Origin of the sequence: Pseudoxanthomonas suwonensis, assembly GCF_010093235.1 — a bacterium.
GTDB lineage: Bacteria > Pseudomonadota > Gammaproteobacteria > Xanthomonadales > Xanthomonadaceae > Pseudoxanthomonas > Pseudoxanthomonas suwonensis.
The window spans coordinates 37,540-58,295 of the sequence record NZ_PDWP01000018.1; the positions used below are offsets into that span (position 1 = coordinate 37,540).

A 20,756-nucleotide genomic window follows, 5' to 3' on the forward strand; every position below is an offset into this window, starting at 1 on the left:
CCAGCCGGGGGCGAGCCGCTAGAATACCGGGCTCAGTCCGCTACAGCCTACGGTGCGCCGCCATGAAGGCCGACATCCATCCCGAGTACCGCGAAGTCGTCTTCCACGACGTCACCTCCGACTTCAAGTTCCTGACCCGTTCGACCCTGGCCGCCACCGCCAAGGAGTCGGTCAAGTGGGAAGACGGTAACGAGTACCCGCTGGTCAAGATCGAAATCTCCTCGGCCTCGCACCCGTTCTACACCGGCAAGCACAAGGTCGTGGACACCAGCGGCCGCATCGACAAGTTCCAGCGCCGCTACGCGCGCTGATCCCGGGCGCGCCGCCACCGGCGGCGACCGCCGATGTGATGCAGATGGAGCGGCCGCACTCGTGCGGCCGCTTCGTCGTGCGCGCGTTTTGCCGCTATGGGACGGACCGTGCCGCCTGCGCCCGGCTTCTACGACTTCCGTCCAGCGGACCGGGGCGTATGGGTATGCGATAATCCCGGCGTTCCGCGGCGTGCCGCCACGGACCCCCCTACCGCGACCCTTGCGCCCCGGCGCGACGGATCGCGCTTACCCCAAAGAGGAGCGCACACCGTGTCCAATCTCGACCAGGTCACGTTGAATGCCGGCGACAAGTCGGTGACCCTGCCGGTGCTCAAGCCGACCCTGGGCAACGACTGCATCGACGTCTCGAAGCTGACGAAGGAAACCGGCCTTTTCACCTACGACTCCGGTTTCACCGCCACTGCCAGCTGCAAGTCGGCCATCACCTACATCGATGGCGACAACGGCGTGCTGCTGTACCGCGGCTACCCGATCGAGCAGCTCGCCGAGCACTCCAGCTTCCTGGAGGTGGCCTACCTGCTGATGAACGGCGAACTGCCGACCGAGGCGGAGTTCAAGAAGTTCGAGCACGAGGTCACGCATCACACGATGATGCATGAGTCCCTGAAGAACTTCCTGCAGGGCTTCAACTACGACGCGCACCCGATGGCCATGCTGGCCGGCAGCGTCGCGTCGCTTTCGGCGTTCTACCACGACACCCTGGATCTCAACGATCCTGAGCAGCGCCGCCTGGCCGCCATCCGCCTGCTGGCGAAGATGCCGACCCTGGCCGCCGCCGCCTACCGCTATTCGATCGGCTGGCCGATCCGCTATCCGCGCAACAACCTCGACTACGTCAGCCGCTTCCTGCACATGATGTTCGAGGTGCCGAGCGAGCCGCTGGAGCTGAACCCGGTCGTGGCCAAGGCGCTGGACCTGCTGTTCATCCTGCACGCCGACCACGAGCAGAACGCCTCGACCTCGACCGTCCGCCTGGTCGGTTCGACCGGCGCCAACCCGTACGCGTCCGTTGCCGCCGGCATCACCGCGCTGTGGGGTCCGGCGCACGGCGGCGCCAACGAGGCCGTGCTGAAGATGCTGGAGGAGATCGGCGACGCCAAGAACGTCGAATCCGCCGTGGCCAAGGCCAAGGACAAGAACTCCGGCTTCCGCCTGATGGGCTTCGGCCACCGCGTCTACAAGAACTTCGACCCGCGCGCCAAGATCATCCGCGAGATGACCCACAAGGTGCTGGGCGAGCTGGGCGTGGACGATCCGCTGCTGGAAGTGGCGATGCGCCTGGAAGAGGCCGCGCTGAAGGACGAGTACTTCATCCAGCGCAAGCTGTACCCGAACGTCGACTTCTACAGCGGCATCATCTACAAGGCGCTGAAGATCCCGACCGAGATGTTCACCGTCATGTTCGCCATCGGCCGCACCGCCGGCTGGGTGTCGCACTGGCTGGAGCAGCAGGTCGATCCGGAAGCCAAGATCGGCCGTCCGCGCCAGATCTACACCGGCTCGCCGGTGCGCGACTACAAGCCCGCCGGCCAGCGCTGATCCGCGCCAGGCAGTGGAACCAGGAACGCCCCGCATCGCGGGGCGTTCCTTTTTGTGGAAGGCGGCGGCGCCGCGGTGGCCGGCCACCGGAACCGCTCAGGGCCCCGGCAGGCCCCCGGCCAGCAGTCCGCGCAGCTGCACCAGCGAGGCGCGCGCCAGCGGGCGCTCGTCCAGCGGCGACAGGGGAGCCTGGCGCAGGACGTCGACCGGCAGCACGGTCAGCTCGAAGACCAGCTCCTCGGCCTCGAACACCCATGCGGTGGTGGCCAGGTCGCGGTCGCGGTCCAGGCGCACGCGGCGCCCGCGGGACTGGGCGGGGATGTCGTGCTCGTCGAGGAAGCGCGGGACCGCCTCGGGGTCGTCCGCATGCAGGTGCAGGCTGACCGGCGAACGGGCGTCGGCCGTGCCGTCCAGCACCGGGCCGACCAGGCGCGGCTGGAACGAGGCGAAGAATTCCATGGCGCGCCCGGCGGCCTCGCGCCGGATGCGCACCGCATCGGCCTGGGCGGGGCCCAGGAAGATGCGCTGGTACTCGCGCAGGGCCTCGTCGATCTCCTGGTTGCGCGGCTGCGAGGCCTCGTCGTGGATGCCCAGCCGGCTGGCGGCCTTGCGCTTGGCCTGCTGGTAGTCGCGGATGCCGCTCTCGGCCATCAGCCGGGCGGCTTCGTGGGCGAGGCGCCGCCGGCGCTCGCCCTGCCTGGCTTCCGCATGCTGGCGCGCGCGGCCCATGGCCATTCCCCCGTTAGAACCTGGGGAGGAATGTAGCGCAGCACGGTGACGGCATGGTCATGGTGCCGCGCCCGTCCTCAGAAGATGTCGAAGGCCTCTTCGTCCTGGTGCTCCGGCCACAGGTAGTCGAGGTTGTTCTGCATCCGCTCCAGGTCCTCGACCTTGACGTACTCGGCCAGGCCGCCGCCGAAGGTCGAGACCCGCCCGGACGCGTCGACGTAGACCTGGACCATGCCTGCCGGCGGTTCGTTGGGCGTCTCCGGCTGTCCTTCCAGGGCCACGCGCATGTAGTCGATCCAGATCGGCAGCGCGGCCCTGCCGCCGTACTCGCGGTAGCCCAGCGACTTGAAGTCGTCGCGGCCGACCCAGACGGTGGTGGCCAGGGGGCCGCCGAAGCCGGAGAACCACGCGTCGCGGTGGTCGTTGGTGGAGCCGGTCTTGCCGCCGACGGCCTGGCGGCCCAGCGCCCTGGCCGCGCTGCCGGTGCCGCGCTGGACCACGTCGCGCATCATCGACACCAGCTGGTAGGCGGTGCGCTCGTCGATAGCGCGCGGGGCGAGCTTGCCCGCGGGCGGCTCCGGCAGGGCGTTGCGCTCCTGCGCGCCGGCCTGGCCGGCGGCGGCCTGGTCCGGGGCCTGCAGGGCGCCGAAGTTGAAGCCGTCGACCACCTGCGGGGCCGCGCCGGCGGGGCGGCCGCCGCCGCAGCCGCGGCAGGCCACGGCCGGCTCCTCCCTGAAGACCACCGCGCCGTCGCGGTCGCGGACCTCGGCGATGAACCACGGCTCGACCCGCGAGCCGCCGTTGGCGAACACGGCATAGCCACGCGCCACCGACAGCGGGGTCAGCGAGGCGGTGCCCAGCGACATCGACAGGTTGGGCGGCAGCTCGGCCTCGTCGAAGCCGAACTGGGTGATGTAGGTGCGGGCGAAATCCACGCCGATCGCGTCGAGCATGCGCACCGAGACCAGGTTTCGCGACTGCACCAGGGCCTCGCGCAGGCGCATCGGGCCACGGAACTCGCCGTCGTCGTTCTGCGGCGACCAGGTCTTGCCGCGGCGGTCGCGGAACACCACCGGCGCGTCGAGCACGATCGATGCCGGGTTGAAGCCCTTCTCGAACGCCGCCGCGTACACGAACGGCTTGAAGCTGGAGCCCGGCTGGCGCCGCGCCTGGGTGGCGCGGTTGAACTTGTTGCCGGAGAAGCTGTAGCCGCCCACCAGGGCGCGCAGGGCGCCGGTGTTGGCGTCCAGCGAGACCAGGGCGCCCTGGCCGCGCGGCACCTGGTCCAGGACCAGGCCGTTCTCGCCGTCCAGCCGCACCCGCACCACGTCGCCGCGCTTGAGCAGGGCGGCCGGCTTCTTGCCGGTCCAGCCCGCCGCACCCGCGGCGAGCTTCACCCGGCTGCCATCGGCCAGCACCACCTCGGCGCTGCCGTCGGCGGCGGTGGCGGCGACGATGGCCGGCAGCAGGTCCGCCTGCACCGGAGTCCCGCGCAGCTCGCGCGCCAGGCGGGCGTCGTCGGCGTCCGCGGCCACTCCCCCCTGCCGCTCCACGCCGTGCCAGCCGTGGCGGTGGTCGTACAGGCGCAGGCCGTCGCGCATGGCCTTGTCGGCGGCCGCCTGCAGGTCGGCCTGGATGGTGGTGGTGACGCGGTAGCCGCGGGTCAGCGCCTCAGGGCCGTAGCGGTTGATCATCTCCTGCCGGACCATTTCGGCCACGTACGGCGCCGATGCCTCCAGCGGCGGCTCGTGCGCACCGGCGTGCATCGGCACGGCCTTGGCCGCGGCCGCCTCGGCGGCGCTGACGAAGCCGAGCTCGGCCATGCGGTCGAGGATGTAGTCGCGGCGGACCTTGGCGCGCTCGGGGTTGTCCAGCGGGTTGCCGGAGGAGGGGAACTTGGGGATGCCGGCCAGCGAGGCCATCTCGTCCAGGTCCAGCTCGTCGAGCTTCTTGCCGTAGTAGAACTCCGCGGCCGCGGCCACGCCGTAGGCGCGGTTGCCGAAGAAGCTCTTGTTGAGGTACAGGGCCAGGATCTCGTCCTTGCTCAGTTCCTGCTCCATGCGCATGGCCAGCAGCATTTCCGCGGCCTTGCGCTTCAGCTTGACCTCCGGGCTGAGATAGACCTGGCGCGCCACCTGCTGGGTGATGGTCGAGCCGCCCGGGACCTTGAGGCTGCGGGTGGTGGCCATCAGCCAGATCGCGCGGGCGGTGCCCTTGTAGTCGACGCCGCCGTGTTCGTAGAAGCGCGCGTCCTCGATCGCCAGGAACGCCTGGCGCAGCCGCAGCGGCACCTGCTCGATGGTCACCGGGTAGCGGCGGGCCTCGCCGAAGACGGCCATCAGCCTGCCTTCGGCCGTGTGCACGTACAGCGGCTCCTGCAGCTCCATCTGGCGCAGGACGGACACGTCGGGCAGGTCGGCCGCGATCATCCGGTACAGGACGGCCAGGGCGATCAGGCCGGCCAGGGCCAGGATCCCGGTGGCGATCAGGGCCCAGCGGAGCACGCGGCGGAGACGGGGCATCGAGGTTCCGATTGCAGATTTTGCGGCCGCAGAGTATATGATGGCGCCGAGGATGCCGCCGGGGAGGCATCCGTGGGGAGTCAGACAGGGCAGCGAGTCGGGCGGCGGGGGTCGCAGCCTGCCGCACGGGAAGCTTGCCAAGTCTGAAAAAGCCATTATTTAATGCGCGGGCACAGAAGTTGCGTCCAAGTGCCCGTCGGCAGGGGAGAAACCGTGGGGCTCATCCCAAAAAGTCAGTCGCCGCTCATTGGCGTCGACATCAGCTCGACTGCGGTCAAGCTGCTGCAGCTGTCACGCAGCGGAAACCGCTATCGCGTCGAACACTATGCAGTCGAACCGCTGCCGCCCAATGCGGTGGTGGAGAAGAACATCGTCGAGGTCGAGGCGGTCGGTGAGGCGATCCGCCGCGCCGTGACCCGCTCGGGCACCAAGGTCCGTGCGGCCGCGGCGGCCGTTGCCGGTGCCGCTGTGATCACCAAGGTGATCCAGATGCCCGCCAACCTCAGCGAGGACGACCTGGAGGCCCAGGTCGAGTTCGAGGCTGTCAACTACATTCCGTACCCGATCGAGGAAGTGAACCTGGACTTCGAGGTGCTCGGCCCGATGCCGAACAGCCCCGATACCGTCCAGGTGCTGCTGGCCGCCTCGCGTTCGGAGAACGTCGAGCTGCGCCAGTCGGCGCTCGAGCTCGGCGGCCTGACGGCCAAGGTGATGGACGTGGAGGCCTTCGCGGTCGAGAACGCCTTCGCCCTGATCGCCGACAGCCTGCCGGGCGGACGCGACGGCGTGGTGGCGCTGATCGACATCGGCGCGACCATGACCACGCTCAATGTCCTGCGCGCGGGCCGCAGCCTCTACAGCCGCGAGCAGCTGTTCGGCGGCAAGCAGCTCACCGACGAGGTGATGCGCCGCTACGGCCTCACCTACGAGGAAGCCGGCCAGGCCAAGCGCCAGGGCGGCCTGCCCGAGACCTACGAGCTGGAGGTCCTGGAGCCGTTCAAGGAAGCGACGGTCCAGCAGGTCAGCCGCCTGCTGCAGTTCTTCTACGCGGGTAGCGAGTTCAACCGCGTCGACCAGATCGTGCTGGCCGGCGGCTGCGCCTCCATCCTCGGCCTGCCCGAGATGGTCGAGGAGCAGCTGGGCGTGCCGACCCAGGTCGCCAACCCGCTGGCGCAGATGACCCTCGGCCCGCGCGTGCAGCCGCACGCGCTGGCGCAGGACGCCCCGGCGCTGATGATCGCCACCGGCCTGGCCCTGAGGAGCTTCGACTGATGGCACGCATCAATCTTTTGCCGTGGCGCGCCGAGCGCCGCAAGCAGCGCCAGCGCGAGTTCCAGGTCATGCTGGGCGTGGCCGCGATCGCGGGCCTGCTGATTTCCGCCCTGGTCTGGTTCCACTTCGACCAGCAGATCAGCGGCCAGCAGGAGCGCAACCGCTTCCTCAAGGCGGAGATCGAGAAGGTCCAGAAGCAGAACGAGGAAATCGCCGAGCTCGACCTCAAGAAGGAACGCCTGCTGGCGCGCAAGAAGGTCATCGAGGAGCTGCAGGCCAATCGTTCGCAGATGGTGCACCTGTTCGATTCGCTGGTGCGCACCATCCCCGACGGCGTGGTGCTGACCGCCCTCAAGCAGGAGGGCGAGATCCTCACCCTCGAGGGCACCGCGCAGTCCAACGCGCGCGTCAGCAGCTACATGCGCAACCTCGAGATCTCCGGCTGGATGACCAAGCCCGACCTGTCGATCATCGAGGTCCGCAAGGACAACAAGGCGCCGATGACCAGTGGCGCGCGTGCGCTGCCGTACAACTTCAGCCTGAAGGTCCGCCTGGCCAATCCCAACGCCAGCGGCGAGGAAGGGCAGGCCATCGACCCGGCCGCGCTTGTGCAGGTCGAGGCCGAAGCTGCTGCCGCCGCCCCCGAGGCAGCGGCGGTGCAGGCCGAGGCCGAGGCCGGGGCCGCCACCGTGCAGGACGGCGGTGATCAGGGCAACAAGCCGGCGGCCAACGCCGCGGGGGGACCGGCGTCATGAGTCAGAAGAAGAGCGTCAATCTCAAGGAACTGGATTTCAACAACATCGGCGCCTGGCCGCAGCAGTGGAAGATGGTCCTCTGCGGGTTGCTGACGGTGGGCATCGTGCTCGTGGCCTGGTTCGCGCTGATCAACGGCAAGCGCGACACCCTGCTCAAGCTCGAGCGGGACGAGGTCGCGCTGCGCAAGCAGTTCGAGGACGAGCAGGGCAAGGCCGCGAACCTGGAACCCCTGCGCCAGCAGCTGGCGCAGATGGAGCTGGTGCTGCAGCAGATGCTGCGGCAGCTGCCCAGCAAGACCGAGATGCCGGACCTGATCGTCGACATCTCCCAGACCGCCCTCGCCAGCGGCCTGACCAACGAGCTGTTCAAGCCGCTGCCGGAGATGCCGCGCGAGTTCTACGCGGAGAAGCCGATCGAACTGCGCATGGTGGGCAGCTACCACCAGTTCGGCGCCTTCGTCAGCGGCGTGGCCTCCCTGCCGCGGGTGGTGATCCTGACCATGCATGACATCTCCCTCAAGCCGAAGGACCGCGGGGGAATCACGCGGGCCGGAGTGCTGGAGCTGTCCGGCACGGTGAAGACCTACCGCTACCTCGACGAGAGCGAGATGCCGAAGGTCGAGCCGGCCGGCAAGGCCAAGGGCGGCAAGAAGAAGCCGAAGAAGGGGGGTAAGTGACGATGGGGCGCCACGAACACGGCAACATGCTGCGCGGCATCGGAGCGTTGATGCTCATGCTCGCGCTCGGCGCCTGCGGCCGCGGCATCACCAGCACCCCGGGCGACGCCCCGAACCTGCGCAAGTGGGTCGCGGACGTCCGCGCCCGCCCGGCGCCGCCGCTGGATCCGCTGCCGGTCATGCAGCAGTTCGAAACCTTCGAGTACGCCGCGCAGGACCTGCGCGATCCGTTCAGCGACGCCTGGAGCAATCCTGAGGGCGGCGGCGGCCTGCGTCCCGATCCGAACCGGCCCAAGGAACCGCTGGAACAGTTCCCGCTGGACAGCCTGGACATGGTCGGCACGATCGGCCAGGGCAGCGGCCTGCTGGCCCTGGTGATGGCGCCGGACAAGGTGACCCACCGGATCCGCCCGGGGGCCTACCTCGGCCAGAACGACGGCCGCGTGGTGGGCGTTTACGAAGACCGGATCGAACTGGTCGAACTGGTGCCAGATGGCGCGGGGGGATGGCTGGAACGTCCGGCCTCGATCGCGCTCGAAGATCATTGATTAGGGGATAGCACGATGACCTTTTCCAACAACCGGAGTCTGTGCAAGCCGCGGCACCCGGCGACCTTCAAGGCCGTGGGCCTGGCTGGCCTGGCCCTCGCGCTGGCCACTGCCGCCGCCACCGGTTTTGCCGCCACGCCGGCGGCTCCGGCACAGCCTTCCGCCTCGGCCGCAGGGGTAGCGGCCAAGGCCAGCGTTTCCCACATCGACTTCAAGCGCGGCGACGGCGGCGCGGGCCGCCTGGTCCTGAGGTTCGACGGCGAGGGCGTGGCCCCCGACCTGCGCACCCAGGACGGCAGCGTGGTGGTCGACGTGGCCAACGCCGTGCTGCCCGCCGAGCTGCAGCGTCCGCTCAACGTCACCGACTTCGCCACGCCGGTGCAGCGCATCGACGCCCGTCCGTACGCCGGCGGCGCCCAGCTGGTGCTGGCCACCCGCGGCGCCTACGAGTCGCTGGCCTACCAGACCGGCAACGAGTACGTGGTCGAGATCTCGCCGCGCACCAGCGCGCCGGCGGTGGGCGCGGTCACCGGCGACAGCGTCGCCAGCGCCCAGGCCAAGGTCGCGAGCCGCCCCTACTCGGGCCGCCCGGTGACCTTCAACTTCCAGGACGTGCCGGTGCGTACCGTCCTGCAGCTGATCGCCGAGGAGTCCAACCTCAACGTGGTCGCCTCGGACACGGTGCAGGGCAACGTCACCCTGCGCCTGGTGCAGGTGCCGTGGGACCAGGCGCTGGACATCGTCCTGCGCGCCAAGGGCCTGGACAAGCGCCGTGACGGCAACGTCATCTGGGTGGCGCCGCAGGCGGAGCTGGCCTCGTTCGAGAAGGCCCGCGAGGACGCCCGCATCGACCTGGAGAACCGCGTTGACCTGGTCACCGACTACATCCAGGTGAACTACCACTCGGCCGGCGCGATCTTCAAGGCGCTGACCGAGGCCAAGGGCGTGGGCGGCGGCGGTGGCGGCCAGGGCAACAACGACAATGGCTTCCTCTCGCAGCGTGGCCGCATCGTCGCCGACGAGCGCACCAACACGCTGATGATCAGCGACATCCCGAAGAAGGTCGCGCAGATGCGCGAGCTGATCGACGTGATCGACCGCCCGGTCGACCAGGTGCTGATCGAGAGCCGCATCGTCATCGCCACCGATTCGTTCGCCCGCGACCTGGGTGCGCGCTTCGGCGTGGCCGGCCGTCGCACCGGCAACAACACCGGCGTCGTCAGCGGCTCGCTCGAGAACAACGTCAGCATCCTCAACAGCGGCATCCACAACGTTCCAGGCGGCCTGAACGTGAACCTCCCGGCCTCGGCCGAGAACGCCGGCGCGCTGGCCTACACCCTGCTGGGCCGCAACTTCGCCCTGGACCTGGAGCTGTCGGCGCTGCAGCGCGAAGGCCGCGGCGAGGTGCTGTCCAATCCGCGCGTGGTCACCTCCAACCAGCGCGAGGCGGTCATCCGCCAGGGCCGCGAGGTCGGTTACGTGACCCTCACCGGCGGCGGCAACCAGGGCTTCGCCACGCCCAACGTGCAGTTCAAGGAAGTCGTGCTGGAGCTGAAGGTCACCCCGACCATCACCGCGGACGACCGCGTCTTCATGGCGGTCAACGTGCTGAAGGACGAGATCCTGGGCTACATCGACACCTCGATCGGCCAGGTGCCGGAGATCGCGACCCGCGAGATCAACACCGCCGTGCTGGTCGACGACGGCCAGACCGTGGTGATCGGCGGCGTCTACGAGTTCACCGACACCAACAGCGTCTCCAAGGTGCCGTTCCTGGGCGACGTGCCGTTCCTCGGCGCGCTGTTCAAGAAGAAGAGCCGCATCAAGGACAAGGCCGAGCTGCTGATCTTCCTGACCCCGAAGGTCATGCGGGTCGAGAAGCGCGTCTGACAACCGGCCCCTGGCCGGTACACGGAACGGGGCCCGCGGGCCCCGTTTCCGTTTCCGGGCCGGCGTGGACGCGGCGCACCGGGAACCACGCCGCGCCCGGATCGGTCAGAATCGGTGCATGGATACCCCGACCGCCGAAACCGCCGCCACCCCGGATCCCGCCACCAGCGCAGCCCACGCCGCCTTCCAGCGCCTGCGCGAGCGGCTTTCGGCGGCCATCGTGGGCCAGGAGGCGCTGGTCGAGCGGCTGCTGATCGCACTGCTGGCCGACGGCCACCTGCTGGTGGAGGGCGCACCCGGCCTGGCCAAGACCACCGCGATCCGCACCCTGGCCGCGCACCTGGAAGCGGACTTCGCCCGCGTCCAGTTCACCCCCGACCTGCTGCCGGCCGACCTCACCGGGACCGAGGTGTGGCGCCCGCAGGAGGGCCGCTTCGAGTTCCAGCCGGGGCCGGTGTTCCATCCGCTGCTGCTGGCCGACGAGATCAACCGCGCCCCGGCCAAGGTCCAGTCGGCGCTGCTGGAAGCCATGGGCGAGCGCCAGGTCACGGTCGGCCGCCAGACCTACGCGCTGCCGCCGCTGTTCCTGGTGATGGCCACCCAGAACCCGATCGAGCAGGAAGGCACGTTCCCGCTGCCGGAGGCGCAGCTGGACCGCTTCCTGATGCACGTGCGCATCGGCTACCCGGATGCGGCGATGGAGACCGAGATCCTGCGCCTGGCGCGCAACCAGGCGCGCAGCGTCCTGCACGAGACGGCGGCGCCCGAGCGCATGCCGCAGGAAGTGGTGTTCGCCGCCCGCGAGGAAGTGCTCGCCCTGCACATGGCGCCGGCGCTGGAACGCTACCTGGTGGAGGTGGTGCTGGCCTCGCGCGACGCGGCCCGCTACGACCCGGCGCTGGCCCGTCGCATCGCCTGGGGCGCCAGCCCGCGTGGATCGATCGCCCTAGAACGCTGCGCGCGCGCGCGCGCCTGGCTTGCCGGTCGCGACTACCTGACGCCCGAAGACATCCGTGCCGTGGCTCCCGACGTGCTGCGCCACCGCGTCCTGCCAAGCTACGAGGCCCTGGCCGAGGGCTGGGATGGCGACCGCCTGGTGTCGGCGCTGCTCGAACAGGTGCCGCCGCCATGAGCGGCGCCGCGCTCCGGGATCCGGGGGCGGCTGGCGATGGCATCGTCCCGCGGCTGGAGGAGCTGGTCGCGTTGCGGCACGAAGCGCCGCGGATGGACACGCCGGGCATCGGGCGCGCCGGGATGCGCGGTGCCGCGCCTTCCAGCCTGCGCGGCCGCGGCATGGAATATGCCGAGTCGCGCGAGTACGTGCCCGGCGACGACGTGCGGCGCATGGACTGGAGGCTGACCGCCCGGACCGGGCGTGCGCACACCAAGCTGTTCCAGGCCGAGCGCGAACGCCTGGCCCTGCTGGTGGCAGATACGTCGCCGGCGCTGTACTTCGGCACGCGGGTGCGCTTCAAGTCGGTGCAGGCGGCGCGCGCCGGCGCGGGCGCGACCTGGGCCGCGCTGCAGGCCGGCGACCGCATCGCGGCCCTGCGCGCCGGGGAGCCGGCGATTCCACCGGCCGGCGGCATGCGCGGCGCCATGCGCGTGCTCGAGGCATTGTCGCGCTGGTACGCCCGCCCGCCCGCGGACGATGCCGGACTGGAGCTGGCGCTGGAGCACGCGCAGCGGCTGCTGCGGCCCGGCGCGCGCCTGGTGGTGCTGGCCGACCCGCAGGCGGCGGCGAAGGTCCCGCTGCAGCGCTGGGCGGCGCTGGGCCGGCACCACGAAGCGGCGCTGGTGCTGCTGCAGGATGCGCTGGAGATCGCGCCGCCGCGGCGCGCGCTGGCGGTGGCCAGCGGCGGACAGCGCCTGCACGTCCCGCTGCAGCTCGCGCAGGCGCGCGCGCAGTGGCACCAGGTCCTGGCCAGACCGGCCGAAACCCTGGCGCAGTCGTTGCCGGCCTACGGTTGGCGCGTCCATCGCCTGGCGACCGACGCCACCGCCTCCGGATGGCTGCGGCCGGCGCGGCCGCTCCCGCCCGATGCCTGAGCCGGCCATGGATCCGACCAGCCTGCCCCTGCGCGACGTACACCTGCCGCCGTCCCCGGGCTGGTGGCCGCCTGCGCCGGGCTGGTGGTGGGTGGGCGTCGCGATCCTGCTGGTCGTGGCGGCCTGGCTTGGCTGGCGCTTCTGGCGTGCGCGCCGGCGGCGACGCTGGTCGCGCTGGTTCCTGGAGGAGTCCGCGCGCGGCACGCCACCGCAGCGGCTGGCGGCGATCTCCTCCCTGCTGCGCCGCGCCGCCCGGCGCGCCCAGCCGGGCGCGGAACGCCTCCAGGGCGAGGCCTGGCTGGACTTCCTGGACGGCGGGCGCGGACTGGATTTCAGCGCCGGGCCCGGGCGCCTGCTGCTCGACGGTCCGTTCCGCCCGCAGCTGGACCCGCCCGAGGTCGATGCCGTCGCCGCGCTGGCCCACGCGCGCTTCCTGGACCTGATGGAGCCGAAGCGGAGGCCTGCATGACCGGCTGGCTGGCACAGGCATGGGGTGGCTTCGCAGGGGTCGCCTGGCCGTGGGCGTGGCTGCTGCTGCCATTGCCGCTGCTGGTGCGGTGGCTGCTTCCGCCGCGTCGCGAAGCGGGCGCCGCGCTGCGCGTGCCATGGGCCGGCCGGCTCCGTGGTCCCGCCACCGGTTCGGGGGCCTCGCCGGTGCGCGGGGTGCTCGCTGCGCTTGCCTGGATCCTGCTGTGCATCGCCGCGGCACGGCCGCAGCAGCTGGGCGAGGCCGCCGTACCGCAGCACCAGGCGCGGCAGATGCTGCTGGCGGTGGACCTGTCCGGAAGCATGAGCGAGACCGACATGATGCTCGGCATGCAGCCGGTGGACCGCCTGGCCGCCGCCAAGGCGGTCATCGCCGACTTCCTGCAGCGCCGGACCGGCGACCGTGTCGGCCTGCTGGTGTTCGGGCAGCGCGCCTACATGCTCACGCCGCTGACCCTGGACCTGGCCGCGGTGCGCGAACAGCTGCGCGACACCGTGGCCGGACTGGCCGGCCGCGAGACTGCGCTCGGCGACGCCATCGGCCTGGCGGTCAAGCGCCTGCGCGCCCAGCCCGAGGGCCAGCGCGTCCTGGTCCTGCTTACCGATGGGGTCAACACGGCCGGCGTCCTGCCGCCGCTGAAGGCCGCCGAGCTCGCCGCGGCCGAACGCGTGCGCGTGTACACCATCGCCTTCGGCGGCAGCGCCGGCGGGTTCTCGCTGTTCGGCGTGCCGGTGCAGGCTGGCGAGGATGTCGATGAGGACACCCTGCGCGCAGTCGCGGAGGCGACCGGCGGGCGCTTCTTCCGCGCGCGCGATGCCGACGAGCTGGCCGGCATCTACGCCGAGCTGGACCGGCTGGAGCCGGTGGACGTCGCCGCCGAGCCCGTCCGTCCGCGGCTGGAGGCCTATGCCTGGCCACTGGGCGGTGCCCTGGTGCTTGCCGTGCTGGCGGGGATGCCGGCCGTGCGCCTGCGCGGCGGTATCCGTGCCGGGGGCGCCGCATGAGCGGCTGGCTGGACCTGCTGCATTTCCAGCGCCCGCAGTGGCTGTGGGCGCTGATCCTGCTGCCGCTGCTGTGGACGGCATGGGGACTTCGCCGTCGCCAGGACTGGCGCGACGTGGTCGATCCGCACCTGCTGAAGGTCCTGCTGGTTCCCGGCCGGGGCGGGGCCGGACTGCGGCTTGCCGGCGTATCGCTGGCCCTGCTGCTGGCGGTGCTGGCCCTCGCCGGGCCCGGCTGGAGCCAGGCCGCGCAGCCCCAGGTCCGGCCACGGATGCCGCTGGTGCTGGCCCTGGACCTGTCCAGTTCGGTGGCCACGCCCGACCTGCCGCCCTCGCGCCTGGCCCAGGCGCGGGCCAAGCTGGCCACGCTGCTGCACGAGCGCCAGGGCGGCGACGTGGCCCTGGTCGCATGGGCCGACGACGCGTACACGGTCGCGCCGCTCACCGGCGATGCCGACAACGTCGCGCTGTTCCTGGATGCGCTGGCCCCGGAGGTGATGCCGGTGGACGGACACCGTGCCGATCGCGCGATCACCCATGCCGCGGGGCTGCTGCGCCAGGCCGGCTTCGAGCGTGGCCAGATCCTGCTGCTGACCGCCACGGCCGACGGCCGCGCCACCCGGATCGCCGCGGCCACCGCCGCCGCCGGCTACCAGGTGTCGGTGCTCGGGCTGGGGACTCCCGCCGGCGGTGCCTACCGCGACGCGCGCGGGGTGGTGCGCACCTCGCGCCGCGACGATGCCCCACTGCGCGCGCTGGCCGCTGCCGGGCAGGGGCGCTATGCGGCGCTGACGGCCGATGGCTCCGACCTGGCGGCCATCGGCGTGCTGCAGCCGGCGATGGCGGACGGTCCCGCGGACGCCGCCGGTGCGCGGACCTGGCTGGACCAGGGTTACTGGCTGCTGCCGCCGCTGCTGTTGCTGACGGCGCTGGCATTCCGGCGTGGCGCCGCGCTGCTGGCGCTGCCGCTGCTGCTGTGGTTGCTGCCGGCCGCGCCGTCGTTCGCCCAGGACAGTCCGTGGCTGCGCCCGGACCAGCAGGCACAGCGCCATCTGGAGCGCGGCGTGGAGGCCTATCGCCGCGGCGATTTCGCCGCCGCCACGGAGGCCTTCGCACGGGCCGGTGCGCGTGGCGCCGAGGCCCAGTACAACCTCGGCAACGCGCTGGCGCGACAGGGGAACTACGAGGAGGCGCTGCAGGCGTACGACCGTGCCCTGGCGCAGGCGCCGGACATGGAGGACGCGCGGGCCAACCGCCAGGTGGTGGAAGCGGCGATGCGCAGGCAGCCGCCGCGCCAGGACGGCGCCGGCAAGTCCGGCGAGCGCGATCGCCAGGCCAAGGAGCGGGGCGACAGCTCCGGTTCCTCCGCCGGCAAGGGCGACAGCGGACAGGAAGGCGAGCCGCAGCCAGGGCCGCCGCCGCCGCCCGACGCACCGTCCAGGGACCAGGCGGAAACGAAGAGCGGGGATGGCACGTCCGAGGATGCCGCGGCCGCGCGTGCACGCCAGGAGCAGGCCGATCGCGAGCAGCGCGAGCGCATGCGCCAGGCGATGGAGCGGAAGGCGCGGGAAGGGGCGCCGCCGGACGAGGGCGAGGCCGCCGCGCCCGGCGACGTGCGCGAGCAGGAGCGCCGCCAGGCCCACGAAGCGTGGCTGCAGCGCGTGCCGGACGATCCGGGCGGCCTGTTGCGCGCCAAGTTCCAGCTCGAGCACCAGCGTCGCCAGCAGGAGGGAAGATGAGCGTCCACCGACTCCGGATGCGTCCCGGCCGCGCCTTCGCCGTCCTCGCCCGCGCCTGTTGCGCGGCAGCGCTGTTCCTGGCCGGGGCCGCGGATGCGGCGACCCGGGCATGGCTGGATCGCACCCAGGTGCGCGAGGGCGAAACGGTCACCCTCAACATCGAGACCGACCAGCCAGGCGTCGCGCCCGATTTCGCGCCACTGCAGCGGGACTTCACCGTGGGCAGGCCCTACCGCAACGAAGGGCCGGGCCGGGCCACGCTGGTCGGGGTGCGCCTGGTGCCGCGCCGCAGCGGCCTGCTGGAAATCCCGGCCCTGCGCGTGGGCCGCGAGCTGAGCCAGCCGCTGGCGCTGCAGGTGGGGGACGCGCAGCAGGAGGAGCGTGGCCAAGTCTTCCTCCAGACGCGCGTGGATGAGACCTCGCCCTGGGTGCAGCAGAGCGTCGGCGTGACCGTGCGCCTGTACTACGCCACCTCGCTGCTGTCGGGCGAACTGGGCCAGCCGGCTCCCGACGGTGCCTCGCTGCAGCGGGTGGGCGATGACGTGTCGGGACGCGAGCGGATCGGCGGCCGCGAGTACCAGTTCGTGGAGCGCCGCTTCCTGCTGGTGCCCGAGCGCAGCGGCCCGCTGGAGCTGCCGGCGCCGCGTTTCCGCGGGCAGGCCGCGCCGCGTTGCTTCGACGATTTCTTCGGCACGGACCGCGCGTTGGCCGCGGACGGGAAGGCGCAGGTCCTGCAGGTGCGGCCGCGGCCCGTGGGCGTTCCACAGCCCTGGTTGCCGCTACGTGGCCTGCAGTTGCGCCATCTCGGGCAGCCGGGCGCGGCACGGGCCGGCGAGGCGGTGGAAGTGGTGGTCGAGGCGAAGGCGGACGGCGCGATCGCCGCCCAGTTCCCGGAACTGCCGGTGCCGCGGGTGGAAGGCGCGCAGGTGTTCGCCGAGCGCGCGGAAACGACCGAGCGTTTCATCGATGGCCGTCCCCAGCTGACCGTGGTGCGCCGCTTCGCCGTGGTGCCGCAGCGGGCGGGCCGCCTGGTGGTTCCGGGGCAGTCGGTGGGCTGGTGGGACACCGTGGCAGGCGAGGCGCGCACTGCCAGGCTGCCGGACCTGGAGCTGGACGTGGCTCCGGGCGCGGTGCAGGCACGCGATCCGGCCGCGGCCGTGCCGCATGCAGGGACGGCCGGGGGCGGCGATGCGCTGCCGGCGCCGACCGCGGCCGTGGCGGGTGGCGCTGCGGATGTGGCGCCATGGCGCTGGCTCGTGCTGCTCCTGGCGCTGCTGTGGCTGGCGACCCTGGCCTGGGCACTGCGCCTGCGCTCGCGCACCAGGCATGCCGCGCCCGCGACCGCGTCCGCGCACCGGGCCGGGAGGCCGTCCACGGCCGAGCTGCGGCGCGCGCTGGACGCGGAAAGTTTCGGCGAGGCCGTACGCCTGCTGCAGGCGATGGCCGATCCGCCGGCCGCCGACCTGGACGAGGTGATCGCGCGCCTTGCCGACCCCGCCCAGCGCGACGCGCTGCAGGCCATGCGCCGCGCGCTGTGGGCCGGGGATGGCGATCCGTCCAGCGCCCGCGTGGCGCTGCGCGCCGCGTTCCGCGATGGCCCGCGCTGGGCCGGCGCGGCGCGGGAGGCCGCCGGGGCGCCGTTGCCGCCGTTGTATCCGCCTGCCCGGGGCGGTTGACGGCGTCTGTTAACCTGCCGGTTTGGCACGTTCCCAGGACTACCGCATGACCTCCAAAGGACGCCCCTGGCCCATGCCGCTCAAGATGGGCGTGGGCTTCGCCGCCGGCCTGCTGCTGGGCCTGGTGGTGCACCTGACGGCCGGCGCCGATGCCAGCTGGGTCCAGGCGTTCACCCGCTACGTCACCACGCCGGCGTCGAGCCTGTTCCTCAACCTGATCTTCATGCTGATCGTGCCGCTGCTGTTCTCGGCGCTGGTGCTGGGCATCGCCGAGATGGGCGACATCCGCGCCCTTGGCCGGATCGGCTGGAAGACCCTGGCCTACACCGTGGTGCTGTCCGGCGCGGCGGTGTTGCTGGGCCTGCTGCTGGTGAACCTGCTGCGCCCGGGCGCGGGCGTGGATCCGGCGATGGCCGCGCAGATGCTGGCGCAGAACGCCGAGCGTAGCCGCGACATCGTCGCCAGCATCGAATCGCAGCCGCGCGGCATCGACATGCTGCTGTCGATCGTGCCCAGCAACGTCGTGGCCGCCGCCTCGGACAACGGCTCGATCCTGGCGCTGATGTTCTTCGCGCTGATGTTCGGCGTGGGCATGGTGCTGACCGACGACGACAAGGTCGCCACGCTCAAGCGCGGCATCGAGGGCGTGTTCGAGATCTCGATGACCCTGATCGGGCTGGTGATCCGGCTGGCGCCGTACGCGGTGTTCTGCTTCATGTTCAACCTCGCGGCGATCTTCGGCTTCGACCTGCTGCTGCGTCTGGGCGCGTACGTGGGCGTGGTGGTGCTGGCGCTGGGCCTGCACATGTTCGTCGGCTACGGCATCGCCGTGCGCCTGGCCGGGCGCTCGCCGCTGAAGTTCTTCCGCGACATCCAGGAAGCGGCGGTGATGGCGTTCTCCACCGCGTCGAGCAATGCGACCCTGCCGACCGCGTTGCGGGTGGCCGACCAGATCGGCCTGCCGCACAAGGTCTCTCGCTTCGTGCTGACCGTCGGCGCCACCGCCAACCAGAACGGCACCGCGCTGTTCGAGGGCGTGACCGTGATCTTCCTGGCCCAGTTCTTCGGCGTGGACCTGAGCCTGGGCCAGCAGTTCATGGTGATGCTGGTGTGCATCCTCGGCGGCATCGGCACCGCCGGCGTGCCGTCCGGCTCGCTGCCGGTGGTGGCCCTGATCTGCGCGATGGTCGGGGTCGATCCGATCGGCATCGGCCTGATCCTGGGCGTGAACCATTTCCTCGACATGTGCCGGACCACGCTCAACGTCAGCGGCGACCTGACCCTGGCCGCGCTGGTGGCCGCCGGCGAGCCGGAGGATGCCGACGGCGGCCATGCGCCGGCGTCCGGAACCGTCGCCTGAGCGGCGACGGTTCCAAGGGGAAACCGCGGCGGGAGCCCGCGACCGCCGGAAAAGTCGGGAAACACTGCGTTCGGGGCGGCGAATCAAGGGCTTGCGGCAGGACAGGGGCGGCCGGGGATGGGACAATGGGCGGCCCGCATTCCGCGGTAGCCATCGACCAAGCCGAATCCCCACATGACGAAGCCGACACGCCGCCAGCTCGCCAATGCCATCCGTTTCCTCGCCGCCGATGCGGTCGAGGCCGCCAAGTCGGGCCACCCCGGCATGCCGATGGGCATGGCCGACATCGCCGAAGTGCTGTGGAACGACTACCTGCGCCACAACCCGTCCAACCCGGACTGGTTCAACCGCGACCGTTTCGTGCTGTCCAACGGCCACGGTTCGATGCTGCACTACGCGCTGCTGCACCTGAGCGGCTACGACCTGCCGATCGAGGAGCTCAAGCGCTTCCGCCAGCTGCACAGCAAGACCGCCGGCCACCCCGAGCGTTACGAGACCCCGGGCGTGGAGACCACCACCGGTCCGCTGGGCCAGGGCTTCGCCAACGCCGTCGGCTTCGCGCTGGCGGAGAAGGTGCTGGCGGCGCGCTTCAACCGCCCGGAGTTCGAGGTCGTCGACCACCGCACCTGGGTGTTCATGGGCGACGGCTGCATGATGGAAGGCGTCTCCCACGAGGCCGCCTCGCTGGCCGGCACCTGGGGCCTGGGCAAGCTGACCGCGTTCTGGGACGACAACGGCATCTCGATCGACGGCGAGGTGCACGACTGGTTCACCGACGACACCCCGGCACGCTTCGAGGCCTACGGCTGGCACGTGGTGCGTGGCGTCGACGGCCAGGATCCGGAATCGATCAAGGCCGCGATCGAGCAGGCCATCGCGGTCGAGGACAAGCCGACCCTGATCTGCTGCAAGACCACCATCGGCTTCGGCGCCCCGCACAAGGCCGGCAAGGAAGAGTCGCACGGCGCGCCGCTGGGCAAGGACGAGATCGAAGGCACCCGCAAGGCGCTGGAGTGGCCGTACGCGCCGTTCGAGATCCCGCAGGAGATCTACGACGGCTGGCGCGCCAACGGTGCCGGCCAGCTGCGCCAGGCCGAGTGGGAGCAGCTGTTCGACAAGTACGCGAAGCAGTATCCCGCCGAGGCCGCCGAGCTGGTCCGCCGTTCGCGCGGCGAACTGCCGGAGGACTTCATCGCCCAGGCCGACGCCTTCATCGCCCGGGTCCAGGCCGAGGGCGCGACCATCGCCTCGCGCAAGGCCTCGCAGAACGCGATCTCCGCGTTCGCGCCGCTGCTGCCGGAGCTGATCGGCGGCTCGGCCGACCTGGCCCCGTCCAACCTGACCCAGTGGAAGGCCAGCAGGTCGGTCACCGAGGTGGACCCGAACGCCAATTACGTGCACTACGGCGTGCGCGAGTTCGGCATGAGCGCGATCGCCAACGGCATCGCCCTGCATGGCGGTTTCCTGCCGTTCGACGCCACCTTCCTGGTGTTCAGCGACTACGCCCGCAACGCGCTGCGCATGAGCGCGCTGATCCCGGCGCACGTGATCCACGTGTTCACCCACGACTCCATCGGCCTGGGCGAGGACGGTCCGACCCACCAGCCGGTCGAGCACCTGGCCTCGCTGCGCTACATCCCCAACAACGACGTGTGGCGCCCGTGCGACGCGGTCGAGTCGGCGGTGGCGTGGAAGTCGGCGATCGTGCGCAAGGAAGGCCCGAGCGTGCTGGTGTTCAGCCGCCAGAACCTGCCGCACCAGGCGCGCAGCGAGGAGCAGGTGAAGCTGATCGAGCGCGGCGGCTACGTCCTGGCCGACGCCGAGGGCGGCAAGCCCGACGTGATCCTGATCGGCACCGGTTCGGAAGTGTCGCTGGCGATCGAAGCCAAGGCGCAGCTGGACGCCGCTGGCATCCGGACCCGCGTGGTGTCGATGCCGGCCAGCACCGTGTTCGACCGCCAGGACGAGGCCTACCGCGAGTCGGTGTTGCCGAAGTCCGTGCGCAAGCGCGTGGCGGTGGAGGCCGGCATCACCGACTTCTGGCGCAAGTACGTGGGCCTGGACGGCGCGGTCATCGGCCTGGACCGCTTCGGCGCCTCGGCGCCGGCCGGCGAGCTGTACAAGTACTTCAACATCACCACCGACGCGGTGGTGGCTGCGGCCAGGGCGCTCTGAGCCCT

Annotated in this window: 17 protein-coding genes; 15 read left to right on the forward strand and 2 right to left on the reverse strand. The window is 71.3% G+C overall.

Annotation, left to right across the window (positions count from 1 at the left end):
* Positions 1–62: 62 nt before the first annotated feature.
* Positions 63–311, forward strand: coding sequence for a type B 50S ribosomal protein L31 (locus CSC68_RS10140; RefSeq protein ID WP_028915918.1), 249 nt, complete (start codon positions 63–65; stop codon positions 309–311).
* A gap of 270 nt (positions 312–581) precedes the next feature.
* A complete protein-coding gene (locus CSC68_RS10145; protein ID WP_162203442.1) occupies positions 582–1,871 on the forward strand; it encodes a citrate synthase in 1,290 nt (429 codons plus the stop codon).
* Positions 1,872–1,967: 96 nt separating this feature from the next.
* On the opposite strand, the gene CSC68_RS10150 is transcribed toward CSC68_RS10145, so the two are convergent.
* A complete protein-coding gene (locus CSC68_RS10150) occupies positions 1,968–2,600 on the reverse strand; it encodes a hypothetical protein (protein ID WP_162203481.1) in 633 nt (210 codons plus the stop codon).
* Positions 2,601–2,677: 77 nt separating this feature from the next.
* A complete protein-coding gene (locus tag CSC68_RS10155) occupies positions 2,678–5,122 on the reverse strand; it encodes a penicillin-binding protein 1A (RefSeq protein WP_162203443.1) in 2,445 nt (814 codons plus the stop codon).
* 213 nt (positions 5,123–5,335) lie between these two features.
* Between CSC68_RS10155 and CSC68_RS10160 the strand changes: the two genes are divergently transcribed.
* The 13 genes from CSC68_RS10160 to tkt all read left to right on the forward strand — a co-directional run bounded on the left by CSC68_RS10160 (position 5,336) and on the right by tkt (position 20,751).
* The gene (locus CSC68_RS10160) at positions 5,336–6,394 is read left to right on the forward strand and encodes a type IV pilus assembly protein PilM (protein ID WP_162203444.1); all 1,059 of its coding nucleotides are present in this window, start codon (positions 5,336–5,338) and stop codon (positions 6,392–6,394) included.
* Entirely contained in the window at positions 6,394–7,149 is a 756-nt protein-coding gene (locus tag CSC68_RS10165) for a PilN domain-containing protein (protein ID WP_162203445.1), read from the forward strand. Before CSC68_RS10160 ends, CSC68_RS10165 begins: the two co-directional genes overlap by 1 nt.
* Positions 7,146–7,826, forward strand: a complete 681-nt coding sequence (locus tag CSC68_RS10170; protein WP_162203446.1) for a type IV pilus inner membrane component PilO — start codon at positions 7,146–7,148, stop codon at positions 7,824–7,826. Before CSC68_RS10165 ends, CSC68_RS10170 begins: the two co-directional genes overlap by 4 nt.
* Positions 7,827–7,852: 26 nt before the next feature.
* Entirely contained in the window at positions 7,853–8,374 is a 522-nt protein-coding gene (locus CSC68_RS10175; RefSeq protein ID WP_162203482.1) for a pilus assembly protein PilP, read from the forward strand.
* A gap of 15 nt (positions 8,375–8,389) precedes the next feature.
* Entirely contained in the window at positions 8,390–10,264 is a 1,875-nt protein-coding gene (locus CSC68_RS10180) for a type IV pilus secretin PilQ (protein ID WP_162203447.1), read from the forward strand.
* 118 nt (positions 10,265–10,382) lie between these two features.
* Positions 10,383–11,396, forward strand: a complete 1,014-nt coding sequence (locus CSC68_RS10185; protein ID WP_162203448.1) for an AAA family ATPase — start codon at positions 10,383–10,385, stop codon at positions 11,394–11,396.
* On the forward strand, positions 11,393–12,313 hold the full coding sequence (locus CSC68_RS10190) for a DUF58 domain-containing protein (RefSeq protein ID WP_162203449.1): 921 nt from the start codon (positions 11,393–11,395) through the stop codon (positions 12,311–12,313). The genes CSC68_RS10185 and CSC68_RS10190 overlap by 4 nt, the downstream gene beginning before the upstream one ends.
* 7 nt (positions 12,314–12,320) lie before the next feature.
* Positions 12,321–12,782, forward strand: coding sequence for a DUF4381 domain-containing protein (locus tag CSC68_RS10195; RefSeq protein WP_162203450.1), 462 nt, complete (start codon positions 12,321–12,323; stop codon positions 12,780–12,782).
* A complete protein-coding gene (locus CSC68_RS10200) occupies positions 12,779–13,804 on the forward strand; it encodes a vWA domain-containing protein (protein ID WP_162203451.1) in 1,026 nt (341 codons plus the stop codon). The genes CSC68_RS10195 and CSC68_RS10200 overlap by 4 nt, the downstream gene beginning before the upstream one ends.
* The gene (locus tag CSC68_RS10205; protein ID WP_162203452.1) at positions 13,801–15,540 is read left to right on the forward strand and encodes a VWA domain-containing protein; all 1,740 of its coding nucleotides are present in this window, start codon (positions 13,801–13,803) and stop codon (positions 15,538–15,540) included. Before CSC68_RS10200 ends, CSC68_RS10205 begins: the two co-directional genes overlap by 4 nt.
* A 17-nt stretch (positions 15,541–15,557) precedes the next feature.
* On the forward strand, positions 15,558–17,216 hold the full coding sequence (locus CSC68_RS10210) for a BatD family protein (protein WP_162203483.1): 1,659 nt from the start codon (positions 15,558–15,560) through the stop codon (positions 17,214–17,216).
* 46 nt (positions 17,217–17,262) lie between these two features.
* Positions 17,263–18,576: a dicarboxylate/amino acid:cation symporter gene (locus CSC68_RS10215; protein WP_211365731.1), complete on the forward strand. Its 1,314-nt coding sequence runs from the start codon at positions 17,263–17,265 to the stop codon at positions 18,574–18,576.
* Between the two features lie 174 nt (positions 18,577–18,750).
* Positions 18,751–20,751: a transketolase gene (tkt, locus tag CSC68_RS10220; RefSeq protein ID WP_162203453.1), complete on the forward strand. Its 2,001-nt coding sequence runs from the start codon at positions 18,751–18,753 to the stop codon at positions 20,749–20,751.
* The last annotated feature ends 5 nt before the right edge of the window (positions 20,752–20,756 follow it).